13 protein-coding genes and 2 pseudogenes are annotated in these 14,288 nt (G+C 74.2%); 7 read left to right on the top strand and 8 right to left on the bottom strand.

The features are described 5' to 3' along the window. Window positions 1-327: 327 nt before the first annotated feature. A pseudogene (locus ACZ38L_RS25250) lies at window positions 328-824 on the top strand (IS5 family transposase); the annotation flags it as partial. Between the two features lie 88 nt (window positions 825-912). Here ACZ38L_RS25250 and ACZ38L_RS25245 read toward each other — a convergent pair. Next, on the bottom strand, window positions 913-1,890 hold the full coding sequence (locus ACZ38L_RS25245; RefSeq protein ID WP_465697359.1) for a quinone oxidoreductase family protein: 978 nt from the start codon (window positions 1,888-1,890) through the stop codon (window positions 913-915). 129 nt (window positions 1,891-2,019) lie between these two features. Between ACZ38L_RS25245 and ACZ38L_RS25240 the strand changes: the two genes are divergently transcribed. From ACZ38L_RS25240 to ACZ38L_RS25215, 6 genes and pseudogenes are all read left to right on the top strand, one after another. Further along, entirely contained in the window at window positions 2,020-2,331 is a 312-nt protein-coding gene (locus tag ACZ38L_RS25240; protein WP_396562466.1) for an ArsR/SmtB family transcription factor, read from the top strand. 94 nt (window positions 2,332-2,425) lie between these two features. After that, window positions 2,426-2,854 (top strand): GNAT family N-acetyltransferase, encoded by a 429-nt coding sequence (locus tag ACZ38L_RS25235; protein ID WP_465697357.1) that lies wholly within the window; start codon window positions 2,426-2,428, stop codon window positions 2,852-2,854. Window positions 2,855-2,960: 106 nt separating this feature from the next. Next, complete coding sequence (locus ACZ38L_RS25230) at window positions 2,961-3,401, top strand: nuclear transport factor 2 family protein (protein WP_465697355.1); 441 nt, start codon at window positions 2,961-2,963, stop codon at window positions 3,399-3,401. Between the two features lie 216 nt (window positions 3,402-3,617). Next, window positions 3,618-4,064, top strand: a pseudogene (locus tag ACZ38L_RS25225) (MarR family winged helix-turn-helix transcriptional regulator); the annotation flags it as partial. Between the two features lie 116 nt (window positions 4,065-4,180). After that, window positions 4,181-5,035, top strand: a complete 855-nt coding sequence (locus tag ACZ38L_RS25220; RefSeq protein ID WP_465697353.1) for an ATP-binding cassette domain-containing protein — start codon at window positions 4,181-4,183, stop codon at window positions 5,033-5,035. Next, window positions 4,995-5,864 (top strand): ABC transporter permease, encoded by an 870-nt coding sequence (locus tag ACZ38L_RS25215; protein ID WP_465697351.1) that lies wholly within the window; start codon window positions 4,995-4,997, stop codon window positions 5,862-5,864. Before ACZ38L_RS25220 ends, ACZ38L_RS25215 begins: the two co-directional genes overlap by 41 nt. Before the next feature lie 31 nt (window positions 5,865-5,895). Here the strand turns inward: ACZ38L_RS25215 and ACZ38L_RS25210 are convergent, their stop codons facing one another. From ACZ38L_RS25210 to ACZ38L_RS25180, 7 genes are all read right to left on the bottom strand, one after another. Beyond that, entirely contained in the window at window positions 5,896-6,483 is a 588-nt protein-coding gene (locus ACZ38L_RS25210) for a hypothetical protein (RefSeq protein WP_465697349.1), read from the bottom strand. Next, window positions 6,480-7,895 carry a DUF58 domain-containing protein gene (locus tag ACZ38L_RS25205; protein WP_465697347.1) on the bottom strand — a complete coding sequence of 472 codons (1,416 nt, stop codon included), beginning with the start codon at window positions 7,893-7,895 and terminating at the stop codon, window positions 6,480-6,482. Before ACZ38L_RS25205 ends, ACZ38L_RS25210 begins: the two co-directional genes overlap by 4 nt. After that, window positions 7,892-8,899 carry an AAA family ATPase gene (locus ACZ38L_RS25200; protein ID WP_396562453.1) on the bottom strand — a complete coding sequence of 336 codons (1,008 nt, stop codon included), beginning with the start codon at window positions 8,897-8,899 and terminating at the stop codon, window positions 7,892-7,894. Before ACZ38L_RS25200 ends, ACZ38L_RS25205 begins: the two co-directional genes overlap by 4 nt. A gap of 55 nt (window positions 8,900-8,954) precedes the next feature. Beyond that, entirely contained in the window at window positions 8,955-9,494 is a 540-nt protein-coding gene (locus tag ACZ38L_RS25195; RefSeq protein ID WP_465697345.1) for a hypothetical protein, read from the bottom strand. Beyond that, window positions 9,491-10,498, bottom strand: a complete 1,008-nt coding sequence (locus ACZ38L_RS25190) for a DUF4129 domain-containing protein (RefSeq protein ID WP_465697343.1) — start codon at window positions 10,496-10,498, stop codon at window positions 9,491-9,493. The genes ACZ38L_RS25195 and ACZ38L_RS25190 overlap by 4 nt, the downstream gene beginning before the upstream one ends. 230 nt (window positions 10,499-10,728) lie before the next feature. After that, window positions 10,729-13,320: an ABC transporter permease gene (locus ACZ38L_RS25185; protein WP_465697341.1), complete on the bottom strand. Its 2,592-nt coding sequence runs from the start codon at window positions 13,318-13,320 to the stop codon at window positions 10,729-10,731. 59 nt (window positions 13,321-13,379) lie between these two features. Further along, window positions 13,380-14,141 (bottom strand): ABC transporter ATP-binding protein, encoded by a 762-nt coding sequence (locus ACZ38L_RS25180; protein ID WP_465697339.1) that lies wholly within the window; start codon window positions 14,139-14,141, stop codon window positions 13,380-13,382. Between the last annotated feature and the right edge of the window lie 147 nt (window positions 14,142-14,288).

Raw genomic sequence — 14,288 nt, 5'->3', positions numbered from 1 at the left:
CCCCCCCCCCCCCCCCCCCCCCCCCCCCCCCCCCCCCCCCCCCCCCCCCCCCCCCCCCCCCCCCCCCCCCCCCCCCCCCCCCCCCCCCCCCCCCAACCCCCCCCCCCCCCCCCCCCCCCCCCCCCCCCCCCCCCCCCTTCCCCCCCCTCCCCCCCCCCCCCCCCCCCCCCCCCCCCCCCCCCCCCCGGGCCCCTCGCGTTCCTCGCTCCCGCGGGCGCCGATCGGGCCGGGCAACGGCCCGGCTGGGCCCTGTGATCGGTCGGACCCCGCCTGGAGCTTGTCCGGTCGATCATGTGACTATCGCCGGTCCGGGTGGTTGGTCCGGGCATGGGGCGGGGTGATCTGACGGATGCCGAGTGGGAACGGCTACGGCCGTGCCTGCCGGTTGGCAACAGGCGTTGTGGCCGTTGGCGGGACCACCGGCAGGTGATCGACGGGATTCTGCACCGGGTGCGGACCGGTGTGCGCTGGCATGACCCGCCCGAGCGGTTCGGGCCGTGGAAGACGGTCTACGAACGCCACCGGCTGTGGCCGGCCGACGGGACCTGGGAGCGTCTGCTCCAGCGAGTCCAGGCGGGAGCGGACGCGGCCGGCGACATCGACGGGGAGATCTCCGTCGACTCCACCATCGTGCGGGTCCACCAGCACGCGGCCGGAGCCCGCATCGATCCGCCACCAGCCCTTGCCCCGAAGTGGGCTGGGCCGGCAGAACACCAGGACGAGACACCGTGGCAGAGCCTCGTCGCCCGTCTGGCGGAGGTGGTGCGGGAGGCGAGGGCCTTGGCCACTCGCGCGGTGGGTTCACGACCAAACTCCACCTGAGTGAGGACGAACCGGACGGCGGTGCCGGCGATCTCGGTCATGGTGGGGAGATCGCCGGGCGCCGCCGTCCGGTTCCGGGCCGCCGGCCTGTCAGTTCCCGGTCACCCGCAGCACCAGCTTGCCCGTGGTCGTCCGGCTCTCGATCCGCCGGTGCGCCTCGGCGGCCTCGGCGAGCGGGTACTCGGCGCTGATCGGGAGGCGCACCGAACCGTCGGCGACCAGCGCGAAGGCCGTGGTGGCCAGGGAACGCAGCAGCTCCGGGGCGGTGCGGGCGAGGGTGAGGATCGAGAAGCCGGTGACCGAGCGGCCGGGCCACAGGTCGGTCAGGCCGACCTGCCAGGCCGGTGCGCCGCTGGCGTTGCCGAACGCGACCAGCCGGCCGAACGGCGCGAGGGCCGCCAGGCTCCGCCGGAAGGTGTCGTCGCCCACCGGGTCGAGGGCCAGGTCGACGCCGCGCCCGCCGGTGGCCCGCCGGACGCCGTCCGCGAAGTCGTCGCCGACGAACACCTCGTCGTAGCCGGACGCCCGGGCGTGCTCGACCTTGTCCGGACGCGACACCACGCCGTACACCGCCCCCGCGCCGGCCAGTCGGGCGAGCTGGCCGACCACCGTGCCGACGCCGCCCGCCGCGGCCTGGACCAGCACGCTCTCGCCCGCGCGCAGCCGTCCGGTCTCGTGCAGCAGGGCGTGCGCGGTGGGCAGCACGGTGGGCAGGGTGGCGGCGGTGCGCAGCGAGAGGCCGGCCGGGACGGCGAAGACGGTGGCCGCGTCGGCGATCGCGACCTCCGCGTACCCGCCGGACCCGGTCAGCGCGGCGACCTCCTGGCCGGGGGCGAGCCCGGTGACCCCGGCGCCGACGGCCCGGACCCACCCGGACACCTCCAGTCCCGGCTGGAACGGCAGCGACTTCAGCAAGTAGCCGGTGGAACGCTGCTTCACCTCCGCGAAGTTGACGCCGGCGTACGCGACATCGATGGTCACCTGACCCGGGCCCGGTGCGGGGACGACGAGGTCGCCCACGGTCAGGACCTCGGGACCGCCGAGCCGTTCCACCACGATTGCGCGCATGACTGCCACCCTGCCCGTCCGTCGGTAAGATGTTCAATGGAAAGCGAACACTTTGAGTGTATGGATTTGATCGAACACTTGGCAAGGGCAGACGGCCAGGGGTGAGAGACGGAGAGGAGAACCGGGCTGATGAGCCATCGTGTGGAGCCGGAGCACACCCACCCCGACGAGGTCCCGGTCCAGGCGGCGCTGGCGGCGCTGGCCGACCCGGTGCGGCTGCGGATCGTCCGTGAGCTGGACGGCTCGCCGGACTGGGATCGGGCCTGCGGGACCTTCGACGTCCCGGTCGGCAAGGCGGCGCTGAGCCACCACTTCGCGGTGCTGCGGGCGGCCGGCCTGATCGAGCAGCGGGATCGCGGTGCGAAGCGGGTCAACCGGCTGCGTCGCGCCGAGTTCGACGCCCGGTTCCCGGGGCTGCTGGACCTCGCACTGCGCGGCTAGCGAGAATCACGGGACGGCGGCGAGTGGCGAGGGGGAGCGGATGACGGGCGGTCCCAGGGTTCGGCGGCGGGGCTCCGAGCACCTCCCTGGCTGTGTGGCGGCGCTCGAAGAGGTGCACCGGGTCGACGCCTACCTCGTGCTCTGGCCCGCCGACCCGGCCCGCTGGTTGTCTGACTCCGACCTGCTCGCCGCCTGGGTGGCCGAGGCGCCGGGTGGTCCGGGCGGTGCCGGCGGCCCGACCCGGATCGTCGGCCACGGGCTGGGCGCCCGGCTGCTGGACACCGCCGTCGCGCAGGCCCGCCGCTGGGGGCTGCACCCGGTGCTGGACGTGGCCGCCGGCGGCACCGCGGCGGTCGCCCTCTACGAAAGCCTCGGGTGGCGGCGACTGGAGACGGTCCGGGAGAGCTGGGTGCCGGGGGAGACCGTCGACGTGCACTGCTACACGGGCCCCGGGCCGCTCCCCGCCGCGGCTGGCAGTCGACTCGTCGGCATGGTCCGGACCAGCGACGATCACGATTCCTGATCGTTGTCGGCGCGGACCGCGCCTTGGTCGGGCCCCGGTCTCCGGCTTGACTTGGTCCTGGGCGCGGGGAGCGCCCGAGACCGACGAGAGAAGGACGGGCCACCCCATGACCGCCACCGAGAGCACCGCCACCGAGACCACCGCCACCGTCACCGAGCCGCGTGACGTGGTGCGGCGCTACTTCGCGGCGCTGGCGGCCGGTGACCAGCAGGTCGTCCGGGACTCCTGGGCCGAGGACGGCAGCTGCTGGTATGGCGGCGACCTGCCGATCTCGGGCACCTGGCAGGGCCGGGACCAGGTGATCGACGGCTTCCTGGCGACCGCCTTCGCCCACCTCGACCCCGAGCGGGAGATCGGGATCCGGGTGACCAACGTCTTCGGCGAGGGCGAGCAGGTGCTGGTGGAGTGGGACTCCTGGGCGACCGGCCGGACCGGCCGGGCGTACCGCGAGAACAACATCGGCGTCTTCACCGTCCGCGCCGGGAGGATCGTCAGCATGCGCGAGTACGCCGACACCCAGCACTGGGAGCGCGCGCTGGTCGCCTAGGCCGCCGGGGGTACCGGAGTGCCGGGGGTGTCCGGCCGAGCCTGTCCGCCCGTCCGCCCGTCCGCCAGTCCGTCGGGTCGTCGGCCTCCGACGCCTCCGGTCCGCCGTAGGCCTGGCCCGCGACCAGTCGGTATGCGGGCGGCGCCCGGGGTCGGCTGAAGCCGGTGGCCGGGGAGGGCTGGACAGATAGCTCTTAAAGAGAGCTAAAATTACCGTATGACTGGAACGGAGTTCACCGACGAGCTCGCCGACCTGCTGGTCGGGATACCGCGGCTGGCGCGGCGGCGGCTGCGGCAGGGGTTGACCATGCCGCGGTTGCGAGGGGCGCAGGTCGAGTTGTTGCGGTTGGTGTCGGTGACTCCGGGGATCCGGGTGTCGGTGGCGGCCAAGGAGCTGTGCCTGGCGGGCAATTCGGTGTCCACCCTGGTCAACCAGTTGGTCCGGATCGGCCTGTTGCGCCGTGAGGTGGACCCGACGGACCGGCGGGCCGCGCGGCTGCTGCCGACGCCGGAGGCGGCCGCCCGGTTGGCCGCCTGGCAGGCCAGTCGCGAGGCGTTGTTCAGCGAGCAGGTGGCCCAACTCCCGGCCGCGGAACGGGCGGCACTGGCCGCCGCGCTGCCGGCGCTGCGCCTGCTCGCGGACGGGCTGCGTGAACCGGAGCCCGGCGCCGGGCCGGTGGCGCTGCGCAGTGTCCCGCCGCAACTCGCCAGGGACGAGGGCGAGTTCGAGGCTGGATTCGGGAGTGAGTGCGAAGCCGAGTACGAGGAGGGCGAGGGCTGATGGCGGACGACGACCACACGCATGCGCCGGGCGAGGCCGTGAGCTGCCGGGGGCTGGAGTACAGCTTCGGGCAGACCAGGGCCGTTGCCGGAATCGACCTGGATGTCCACACCGGTGAGGTGTTCGGGCTGCTCGGCCCGAACGGCGCCGGCAAGACCACCACCATCCGTGCGATCACCACCCTGCTGCCGGTGCCGGTCGGCATGGTGCAGGTCTTCGGCAACGACACCGCCCGGCGCCGGATGGAGGTCCGCCGGCTGCTCGGCTACGTTCCCCAGCAGCTCTCCGCCGACGGCGGGCTGACCGGCCGGGAGAACGTCTCGCTGTTCGCCCGGGTCTTCGACGTCTCGCACCGGGAGCGGGCCGAGCGGGTCGCCCAGGCGCTCGCCGCGGTCGACCTGGCCGATGTCGCGGACCGCCTGGTCAGCACCTACTCGGGCGGCATGGTCCGCCGGCTGGAGCTGGCCCAGGCGCTGGTCAGCGCCCCCCGGCTGCTGGTGCTGGACGAGCCGACCATCGGCCTCGACCCGATCGCCCGGACCAGCGTCTGGGAGTGCATCGACGAGGTGCGCGCCGCCACCGGGATGACCGTCCTGGTCACCACCCACTACATGGACGAGGCGGACCAGTACTGCGACCGCCTGGCGCTGATGCACCGCGGCACCATCCGCGCGCTCGGCACCCCGGAACAGCTCAAGCAGCAGGTCCGCGAAGAGGACCCGCACCAGGAGCAGCCGACGCTGGACGACGTGTTCCGACACTTCGCCGGCAGCGGCCTCGACCATTCCAACGGACAGGAAGGAGGGTTCGGCGATGTCCGCCGTACCCGTCGAACCGCTTCCCGCGTCGGCTGACCGCGGCGCCGGCGAGTCCGGCCCGCGTTACCCGATGCTGCTGACCCCGCCCAGCGCCCGTACCGGCTGGCAGTTGGTCCCCGCCCGGGTGTTCGCGATGTGCACGGTGGAGCTGCAGAAGCTCCGCCACGACCGGACCGAGCTGTACACCCGCGCCGTCCAGCCGGCCCTCTGGCTGCTGATCTTCGGCGAGACCTTCACCCGGCTGCACGCCATCCCGACCGGCAACGTCCCGTACCTCGACTTCCTGGCGCCGGGGATCATCGCCCAGTCCGCGATGTTCATCGCGATCTTCTACGGCATCATGATCATCTGGGAGCGGGACTCCGGGGTGCTGACCAAGCTGCTGGTCACCCCGACCCCGCGGGCCGCGCTGGTGACCGGCAAGGCCTTCGCGGCCGGTGTCAAGGCGGTGATCCAGGCCGTCGTGGTGGTGCTGATCGCCGCCCTGCTGGGCGTCGCGCTGACCTGGAACCCGTTGCGGCTGCTGGGCGTGGCGGTGGTCGTGGTGCTCGGTTCGGCGTTCTTCTCCTGCCTGTCGATGACGATCGCCGGGATCGTGCTCACCCGCGACCGGCTGATGGGCATCGGCCAGGCCATCACCATGCCGCTCTTCTTCGGCTCCAACGCGCTCTACCCGGTCGCGCTGATGCCGGGCTGGCTGCAGGCGATCAGCAAGATCAACCCGCTCAGCTACCAGGTGGACGCGTTGCGCGGGCTGCTCATCGGCACCCACGCCCACCTGCCGATGGACTTCGCGGTGCTGGCCCTCGCCGCCGCGCTGGGCATCACCTCGGCCTCCGCGCTGCTCGGGCGGCTGGCCCGCTGAGGGCGGCCGGAAGCCCGCCGGTCCCTCCCGATCAGGAGGGACCGGCGGGCTTCCGGCGTTCCCGCGGTGGTTCCGGCCGTCGGGTCCACAGCGTGATCCCCACTCCGAGGGCGGCCACCGCCACGCCGAGCGCGGCCCCCGGTCGGGCCCAGGAGGACGTCCCGGTGGGCGCGAGCGCGGCGAGCAGAACCAGGGCGGCGGCACCGCAGGCCGCCAGCGCGGGCAGCGGCCCGGCCGGCCGGTGCCCGACACCCCGGGCGTCGACCAGCAGCAGGTAGCCGAGCAGCAGGGCGGTGGTCCCGGCCGCGAGCCAGGCCGGCGGGTGGTTCACCGCGGCCAGCAGCACGGCGGCGGTGGCCACTACCGTGTTGCGGTGCCGGGCCAGCCGGTCGCCCAGCCCGGCGAGGCCGTTCGCCCGGCGGCCGACCACCGGTCGCGCGGTGACCGGCGGCGCGGCCCACCAGGCGAAGCCGGCCGCGGCCAGCGGGACCGGCAGGCCGCCGCTGGTGTGCCCGGCCGGGTCGCAGGCGGCGACCAGCAGCGCGATGCCCAGGAAGCGAGCCACCGCACGGTCCAGCCGCTCCCGGGAACGCGCCTGGGAGGTGGGGGAGTTGGTCATCGGCTCCGTCCGTGGATCCGGCCGCGCGTCAGCGGGGCGAGGGTCAGGTCCAGCGCCTCGCCGGGGGTGTGGGTGACCACCGGGATGCCGCGGTTCCGCAGCGCGAAGCGCATCGCCCGCCGGTCCGCGCGCCACAGCCGCAGCGCCACCTGCCCGGTGGCGTCGTCGGGTTCGACGTACGGGTCGCCGGTCGGCAGCTCCACCACGACCAGGGGGTTGCCGCGGTCGGCGAGCTGGGCGAGCAGGTCGAGGATCCGCTGGTCGGCCAGCGGCGTGAAGGCGTACACCAGCGCGTGCCCGGGCAGCGCCGGCGGCGGCAGCCGGCGCAGGTCCGCGGTGCGCTGGCCGAGGTCCTTGCGCACCTCCAGCACGCTCCCGACGATCCGGTAGAACTGCCGGTCGCCGGAGTCGGCCCGCAGCCAGCGCAGCGTGCCGCCCACCGAGACCAGCCCGACCCGGTCGTGTCGCTTCAGATAGGCGCGGGTCAGGCCGCTCGCCGCGCGCAGCGACTCGTCCAGCGTCGAACTGCCGGTCACCGGGTCGCGGAAGTCGCCCAGCGCGTCCAGCAGCACGACCGCGTCGGCGGTCCGCTCGGCGGCGAACTGGTTGATCTGGATCGAGCCGCGCCGGGTGGTGGACGGCCAGTGGATCCGCCGCTGCCGCTCGCCCCAGACGTACGGGCGCACCCCGACCACCTCCACCCCCTCGCCGCTCTGCCGGGTGGTGTGCTCGCCCAGCCGCTCGGGCAGCCGGACCGGGATCGGGGTCAGCCCGGCCCGGGTCGGCAACGGGAAGACCTCCACCTCGCCCAGTTCGGCCCGGACCGTGCGGCGGGCCAGCCCGCCGCTGTCGTAGAGGTCCAGGTCGACCGTGCCGAGCGTCCAGCGCCCCCAGCGGGTGGCCCGCAGCTCCAGGACGGCGGTGTCGCCGGCCACCGTCACCGACTCCAGCAGCACGCCGGGGCCCGGCGAGAGCCTCGGGTCGAGCAGGCCGACCACGCCGTCGTGCCGCACCGTGATCCGGGCCGTCACCGTTTCGTCCTCGAAGCAGCGGCGCGGTCCGGCGGTCGCCTCGACGGAGAGCCGGTGCGGCCGGCCGTGCCCGGGGGCGGCCAGCGCCAGCAGCACGGCCGGGCCGGCGGCCAGGGCCAGTAGCCAGGCGTGACCGGTGACCAGCGCCGCCGCCGCGGCCGCGGCCGCCACGGTGAGCAGCCGCAGCGCCCGGTCGCTGACCCGCCAGTCCGGTGGCGGGGGGCTCGGCGGGCCGTCGTGCGTCGCGTCGTCCACCGCGCCGCCGCGCCGACCGTACGTGCGCCGTACGTGCGCCGGGCGGGCGGCGGGTGCCTGCACGGTGCTGTGTCCGGTGGTCAGGCCCGCGTCCAGGGACCGCAGCGGGTCCGGCTCGGGGGTCACGGCTGCGCGGCCGGCCGCGGCAGGGTCCCCGGCGTCGGCACCGACTCCACCAGTCGAGCCAGCACGTGATCGGCGGAGACTTGGCGGACCCACAACTCCGGCTTCAGGGTCACCCGGTGGGCCAGCGCCGGGACCGCGACGGACTTCACGTCCTCCGGGGTGAGGTAGTCGCGACCGTCCAACACCGCTCGGGCACGGGCTAGTTGGACCAGGGCAAGGCCGCCGCGCGGCGAGGCGCCGACCTCGATCTGCGGGTCGCGCCGGGTCGCGTCGACCAGTGCGACGATGTAGTCGACCAGGTCGTCCTCGACCTCGACCTGCTCCAACGCGGCCCGCATGGCCAGCAGTTCGGCCGGGCTGCTGAGTGCCTCCAGCACCGCCTCGGGGGCCGCCCGGTCGATCCGGGCGCGCAGCATCGAGGCCTCCAGCTCGGTGGCGAGGTAGCCCATCCGCACCCGCAGCAGGAAGCGGTCCAGCTGCGCCTCGGGGAGCGAGTAAGTGCCCTCGTACTCAATGGGGTTGGCGGTGGCGATCACCACGAACGGCTGCGGCAGCCGGTGCGTGGTGCCGTCCACCGAGACCTGCGACTCGGCCATCGCCTCCAGCAGCGCGGCCTGGGTCTTCGGCGGGGTGCGGTTGATCTCGTCGGCCAGCAGCAGCTGGGTGAAGAGCGGGCCGGGGCGGAACACCATCTCGCCGCTGCGCTGGTCGTAGAAGGGCGCGCCGGAGACGTCCGAGGGGAGCAGGTCGGGGGTGAACTGGATCCGCCGGAAGTCCAGGCCGAGTGTGGTGGCGAAGGAGCGGGCCAGCAGGGTCTTGCCGAGCCCGGGCAGGTCCTCGATCAGCACGTGACCGCCGGCCAGCACGCCGAGCATCACCAGCTCCAGCGCCCCGGGCTTGCCGACCACGGCGCGGCCGATCTCGTCGAGCACCTCGCGGGCGCGCTTTCCGGCCTGCTGCGGGGTCAGGACGGCCGCGGTCTCGGCGGCCTGCGGGACGGTCATGGTTCTCCGTACGTTCGGGGCGTTCGATGGATACGTGCGAGCGCGGGCCGGGCGGCTACAGCTCGTCCAGGCGGTCGGTCAGGGCGGCGAGCACCTCCGGCGGGACGGTGTTCCGCGGCGCGGGTCGTCCGGGGTCGAGCCAGGGCCAGAGCTCCGGGCCGACCAGGGCCGCGGCCCGTGCCGGCTCGGTGAAGAGCGAGACGCCGTGCGTCTCGGAGAGCCGTGCGGCGTAGAGCCGTTGCAGCTGGGGGCGGAGTGGGTGGAGGTAGCCGTCCTCCTCCAGCCCGTTGCGGATGGTCCAGTACCAGTCGCCGAGGCCCGGCTCCCGGCCGGCCAGCAGCCGGGTCCGGCGGCGCGAGGTGCTGTCCTCGGAGCCGCCTCCGCCCACGTAGCGGGCGGTGACCAGGCCGGCGACGGTGAACAGCACGGCGCCGGTGCCGGCCGCGGGCAGGCCGCCGACCAGCCCGAGCAGCAGCTCGCCGACCGCGGCGCTGCCGAGCAGTTCGATCAGGGTGTGCCGGACCGAGCCGGGTTCGATCGGCGGGCGCTCGGCGGCCCGTGCCCGGTCGGGGAGGGGCAGTGCGCGGCGGCTCATCGGGCCACCGCCGTGGCCGGCTCGGTGGTCTGCTCCGCGACCCGCTCGGCCAGGGCGGCCGCGATCGAGTCCAGCGCCGCCCGGGCGGCGGCGACGTGGCCCTCGTCCATCGGGTGGCTGGAGTAGCGGGCCTCCCGGAAGAGCCCGGTCAGGGTGCGGGTCTCGGCCGCCCCGACCGCGCCGCCGGTCACCGCGCGCTCCAGCAGGTCGGTGGGGCTGTCGGCGATCCGCCGGGCGATCCCGGACCGGCCGAGTGACTCCTCCATCGCCGCGTAGCAGGCGATCACCGCGGCCCGGGCGTCGCCGCCGCGCAGCGCCCGCCGTCCGGACTCGACGGCCTCGGCCAGCGCCTCGTCGGGGTCGGTCCGGACGATGACCGGACCGCCCGGCGCCGGCCGGTCCAGCGAACGCAGGTAGCGCACCGCGAGGACCGCGCCGACCACCACCCCGACCAGCAGCGCGAACTCGACCAGGTAGACGAGCAACTCGGCCAGGACCGCGAGCCAGTGGGTCGGCGTACGGTGCGGAGGGCCGTCCGGCCCGGGGCCCGGCTGCGAGTCCCCGCCCATGGGCAGCTCCGGTACGGGGACGTTGCTCACCGGCTTGTCGGTACCGGACTGGTGGTTGGAGACCGCCATCAGCAGCGGCACCAGCACCGCGCCGGCCGGCAGCAGCAGCCGCGCCGCCGCGCGCAGCCGCTCGGCCCGCGGAGTGGGGCCGTCCAGGTGACGGACCTCGTCGCGGTAGCGGGCGGCGAACCGGCCGGCCAGCACCAGCCAGCCGACGCCGAGCAGCAGGTCCAGGCCGAACGAGCCGATCGGCGGGTGGGCGCTGCTGGTCAGCAGCCTGCCGGTGGGCCGCAGCACCAGGGCGGCGAGCAGCAGGCCCAGCAGCGTGACCAGGGCCGGCAGCCACCGTCGGTCCGGAAGCTGCTCGGCGGGTACCGGGTCGGCGGGTATCGGGCCGGCGACCGGCCGGCCCGCGGGTTGCTGTGACTGCGTCATGCGACAGGTCCCCCCAGGTGCGGGTGCGCGGCGAGCCGCACAAGTGTGCAGCTTTGCACAGTGCCCCGGACGCTGTCAGCCCAGGGCCGGGTTTGCCCGAGCGGGTCGCCGTCCAGGTCGTCCGGGGCGTCCGGGCCGGACCGAGCGGTGATCCGGTGGGATCGTTCGATCCCGGAACGCCGTGTGGCCCGCCCCGAATCCGGGGCGGGCCACACGGTACTGATCATCCGTCAGCTGGTCCTGATGCTGTCCAGGATGTCCAGCCGGGCCGCTCGGCGGGCCGGCCAGACCGCGGCCAGCAGCCCGACCAGCACGGCGGCCAGCAGGAAGCCGGCGATCGGCAGCGGCGGGACCACCATGCTGAGCCCCTTCATGTCGAGGGTGCCGGTGCCGGCCCAGGCGATCAGGACGCCCAGCAGCACCCCGAGCACCCCGCCGAGCAGCGCGATCAGCAGCGACTCCAGCCGGACCATCCGCTTGACCCCGCGACGGTCCAGGCCGACCGCGCGCAGCATGCCGATCTCCCGGCGCCGCTCGAAGACCGACATCGCCATGGTGTTGACGACGCCGAGCACCGCGATCACCACGGACATCCCGAGCAGCCCGTACATGATGTTGAGCGCCGCGGTGACCATCTCGCGGGACTCGTCGCGGATGTCCTGCTGGTCCTTGACCGAGATCAGCGGGTTGCCGCCGGTGGCGTCCTTGAGCGCCTGCCGCAGTGTGCCGGTCGGTCCGTCGACACCCTTGACCAGCACCTGGTCCGGGCCGTGCCCGTTGTCGTGCGGGGCGATCACGGCGTCCGGCGCGAGGATGTCGGAGAACAGGGTGCTGTCGGCGAGCACGCCGCCGACCACCAGCTTGCCGGGCGTGCCGTCCGGGTAGCCGAAGGAGACCGTGCTGCCCACCCCGAGGCCGGACTGCTTGGCGTAGTTCTCGTCCAGCAGCACCTGGCCCTGCTGGAGGGCGTCCAGCGAGCCGGCCCGGACGGTCAGCGTGGCGAGCTGGCCGATGGTGGCCGGGTCCACGCCGGTGGCCCAGCGGTACTGCGGACCGTCGTCAGTGCCGCTGTCCGTGGAGCCGCTCTTCGCGGAGTCGCCGACCTGTAGGGCCACGCTGCGCAGCACGCTGCTGGCGGCCACCCCGGGCGCCTTGGCGATCTCGGTGCCGACCTCGGGGGCGAGCATCGAGAAGTTCGCCATCGAGACCGTGTAGTCGGCCTTCCGGTCGGTCGAACTCGACGTGTCCACGGCGTGGTTGACCGAGGCGCCGACCACGGTCAGCGCGGTGATCAGGGTGACGCCGATGGTCAGCGCGGAGGCGGTGGCGGCGGTGCGGCGCGGGTTGCGCAGCGCGTTCTCCCGGGCCAGCTTGCCCGGCGTGCCGAAGAGCCGGGAGAGCGCCGGACCGGCGAGCGCGATCAGCGGGCGGGCCAGCAGCGGGGTGAGCACGAAGACGCCGAGCAGGGTGGCGGCGGCGCCGAAGCCGACCGTCATGGCGGCCTTGCCGGCCGTCCCCTCGGCCATCACGGCCGCCCCGAACAGTACGAGCACGATGCCGACGGTGTTGCGCAGCCGCAGGCTCTTCTGGGTGGCGGGCTGGTCGCCGCTGCTCATCGCGGCCACCGGGGGGATCCGGGAGGCCCGGACCGCGGGCAGCCAGGCGGCCAGCACGGTCACCAGCACGCCGACCGCGACCGAGGTCAGCACGGTGGTCGGGGAGATCACCAGCGGGCCGTCCGGCAGACCGGCGTCCATCGGCCCGTTCAGCAGCGCGCGGAAGCCGGCCGCGATCCCGGTCCCGGCGGCCAGACCGGCCACCGAGGCGAACGCGCCGACCAGCAGCGCCTCGGCCAGCACCGAGAGGGTGACCTGCCGGCGGGCGGCGCCGACCGCGCGCAGCAGGGCCAGCTCCTTGGTGCGCTGGGCGACCAGCATGGTGAAGGTGTTGGCGATGATGAAGACGCCGACGAAGAGCGCGATCCCGGCGAAGACCAGCAGCGCCTTGCTCAGGCCCTTGGTGGCCTGGGTGATCTGCTGCTGCTGGTCGGCCTCCAGCTGCTTGCCGGTCTGCGCGCTGAAGTCACCGCCGCTCGGCAGCGTGCTGTTGAGCCGCGCCAGCAGCGCGTCGGCGTCCGCGCCCGGCGCGCCCTGGACGTCGATCTCGTTGTACTGGCCCGGGGCGAGGTAGAGCTTCTGCGCGGTGGCGGTGTCGAACGCGGCGAGCGAGCCGCCGGCCGAGATCCGCGGGTCGTTGGTGCGCAGGATGCCGGTGAGCCTCAGCTGCATCACCGGGCCGTTGACGGCCACCCGCACGGTGTCGCCGACCTTGAAGCCGCCCTTCTGGGCGGTGTGGGCGTCCAGCGCGACCTCACCCGGACCGGTCGGGCCGCGGCCCTCGACCAGCGGGTAGCGCGGGTCCTGGCCGTCCGGGCCCGGCACGAAGTTGGTGCCGGTGGTGGAGAAGCCGTCGCCGATCAGCGAGCCCTTGCGGTCGGCGATGCCGGCGAAGCCGCTCACCACACCGCGGGCCTGGGCGGCCCCGGGCAGCGTGGCGATCTTCTGCCGCAGCGCCTCGGTGAGGTGCACGTTGCTCTGGGCGCTGCCGGCGCGGTCGTAGCCGGTGGTCACCGCGGAGTTGTCGGCGACCGTGACGGCGATGTCGGTGTAGCTCTTGGCGTTCTGCGACTTCAGGGCGCTGCCGAGGGTGTCGGTGAAGACCAGCGTGCCGGCCACGAAGGCGGTGCCGAGCAGCACGGCGAGGGTGGTCATCAGCAGCCGGGCCTTGTGGGCCAGCACATTGCGCAGGGCGGTGCGATACATGGCTCTCAGTTCTGTGAGATCGTCGGGTTCGTTACCGGGCGGACGTGGCTGACGACCCGTCAGCTGGTGCGGCCCTTGGCATCGAACCGGCGCATCCGGTCCAGCACGCTGTCGGCGGTGGGCAGCGCGAGTTCGTCGACGATCCGGCCGTCGGCGAGGAAGACCACCCGGTCGGCGAACGAGGCGGCCACCGGGTCGTGGGTCACCATCACCACGGTCTGACCCAGTTCGCGCACCGAGTTGCGCAGGAAGGAGAGGATCTCCGCGCCCGAGCGGGAGTCCAGGTTGCCGGTCGGCTCGTCGGCGAAGACGATCTCCGGGCGGCCGGCCAGCGCGCGGGCACAGGCCACCCGCTGCTGCTGGCCGCCGGAGAGCTGGCTCGGCCGGTGCGACAGCCGGCCGGCCAGGCCGACCGTCTCCACCACCCGGTCCAGCCAGGCCCGGTCCGCCTTGCGGCCGGCGATGTCCAGCGGCAGGGTGATGTTCTCCAGCGCGGTGAGCGTCGGCAGCAGGTTGAAGGCCTGGAAGACGAAGCCGATCTGGTCCCGGCGCAGCCGGGTGAGTTCCTTGTCGGAGAGGCCCACCAGCTCGGTCTCGCCGATCCTGGTCGAGCCCGCGCTCGCGGTGTCCAGGCCCGCCATGCAGTGCATCAGGGTGGACTTGCCGGAGCCGGACGGGCCCATGATCGCGGTGAACTCGCCGCGGCGGAAGGCCACGTCCACGGCGTCCAGCGCGACCACCCGGGTCTCGCCGGCGCCGTAGACCTTGCTCAGTCCGGTGGCGGTGGCGGCGGCTCCGACGGCGGTCATGGTGGTGCTCATGGGGGGCTCCTGGGATCGCGGGAATGTGCTCCCGTCCATCCTGTTGCCCGGATCGGCCCGTTCAGTCGCCCCGTCGAACGGTTGCCCGAACCCCAGCCGACGGGACGGCGGGGGCGGGTCTCCTCCTCAGGTATGACGAGAACCCTG

The organism is Kitasatospora sp. NPDC024654, assembly GCF_055559155.1.
The sequence above is the reverse complement of the archived record's forward strand: the minus strand, read 5'-3'. Positions and strand labels throughout refer to the sequence as shown.

Excerpts from the sequence above, each read along its gene's own strand:
- ACZ38L_RS25245 (WP_465697359.1), bottom strand. The coding sequence starts at position 1,890 with ATGCGCGCAATCGTGGTGGAACGGCTCGGCGGTCCCGAGGTCCTGACC.
- ACZ38L_RS25230 (WP_465697355.1), top strand. The coding sequence starts at position 2,961 with ATGACCGCCACCGAGAGCACCGCCACCGAGACCACCGCCACCGTCACC.
- ACZ38L_RS25210 (WP_465697349.1), bottom strand. The coding sequence starts at position 6,483 with ATGACCAACTCCCCCACCTCCCAGGCGCGTTCCCGGGAGCGGCTGGAC.
- ACZ38L_RS25185 (WP_465697341.1), bottom strand. The coding sequence starts at position 13,320 with ATGTATCGCACCGCCCTGCGCAATGTGCTGGCCCACAAGGCCCGGCTG.
- ACZ38L_RS25200 (WP_396562453.1), bottom strand. The coding sequence starts at position 8,899 with ATGACCGTCCCGCAGGCCGCCGAGACCGCGGCCGTCCTGACCCCGCAG.
- ACZ38L_RS25220 (WP_465697353.1), top strand. The coding sequence starts at position 4,181 with ATGGCGGACGACGACCACACGCATGCGCCGGGCGAGGCCGTGAGCTGC.
- ACZ38L_RS25240 (WP_396562466.1), top strand. The coding sequence starts at position 2,020 with ATGAGCCATCGTGTGGAGCCGGAGCACACCCACCCCGACGAGGTCCCG.
- ACZ38L_RS25195 (WP_465697345.1), bottom strand. The coding sequence starts at position 9,494 with ATGAGCCGCCGCGCACTGCCCCTCCCCGACCGGGCACGGGCCGCCGAG.
- ACZ38L_RS25215 (WP_465697351.1), top strand. The coding sequence starts at position 4,995 with ATGTCCGCCGTACCCGTCGAACCGCTTCCCGCGTCGGCTGACCGCGGC.
- ACZ38L_RS25190 (WP_465697343.1), bottom strand. The coding sequence starts at position 10,498 with ATGACGCAGTCACAGCAACCCGCGGGCCGGCCGGTCGCCGGCCCGATA.
- ACZ38L_RS25180 (WP_465697339.1), bottom strand. The coding sequence starts at position 14,141 with ATGAGCACCACCATGACCGCCGTCGGAGCCGCCGCCACCGCCACCGGA.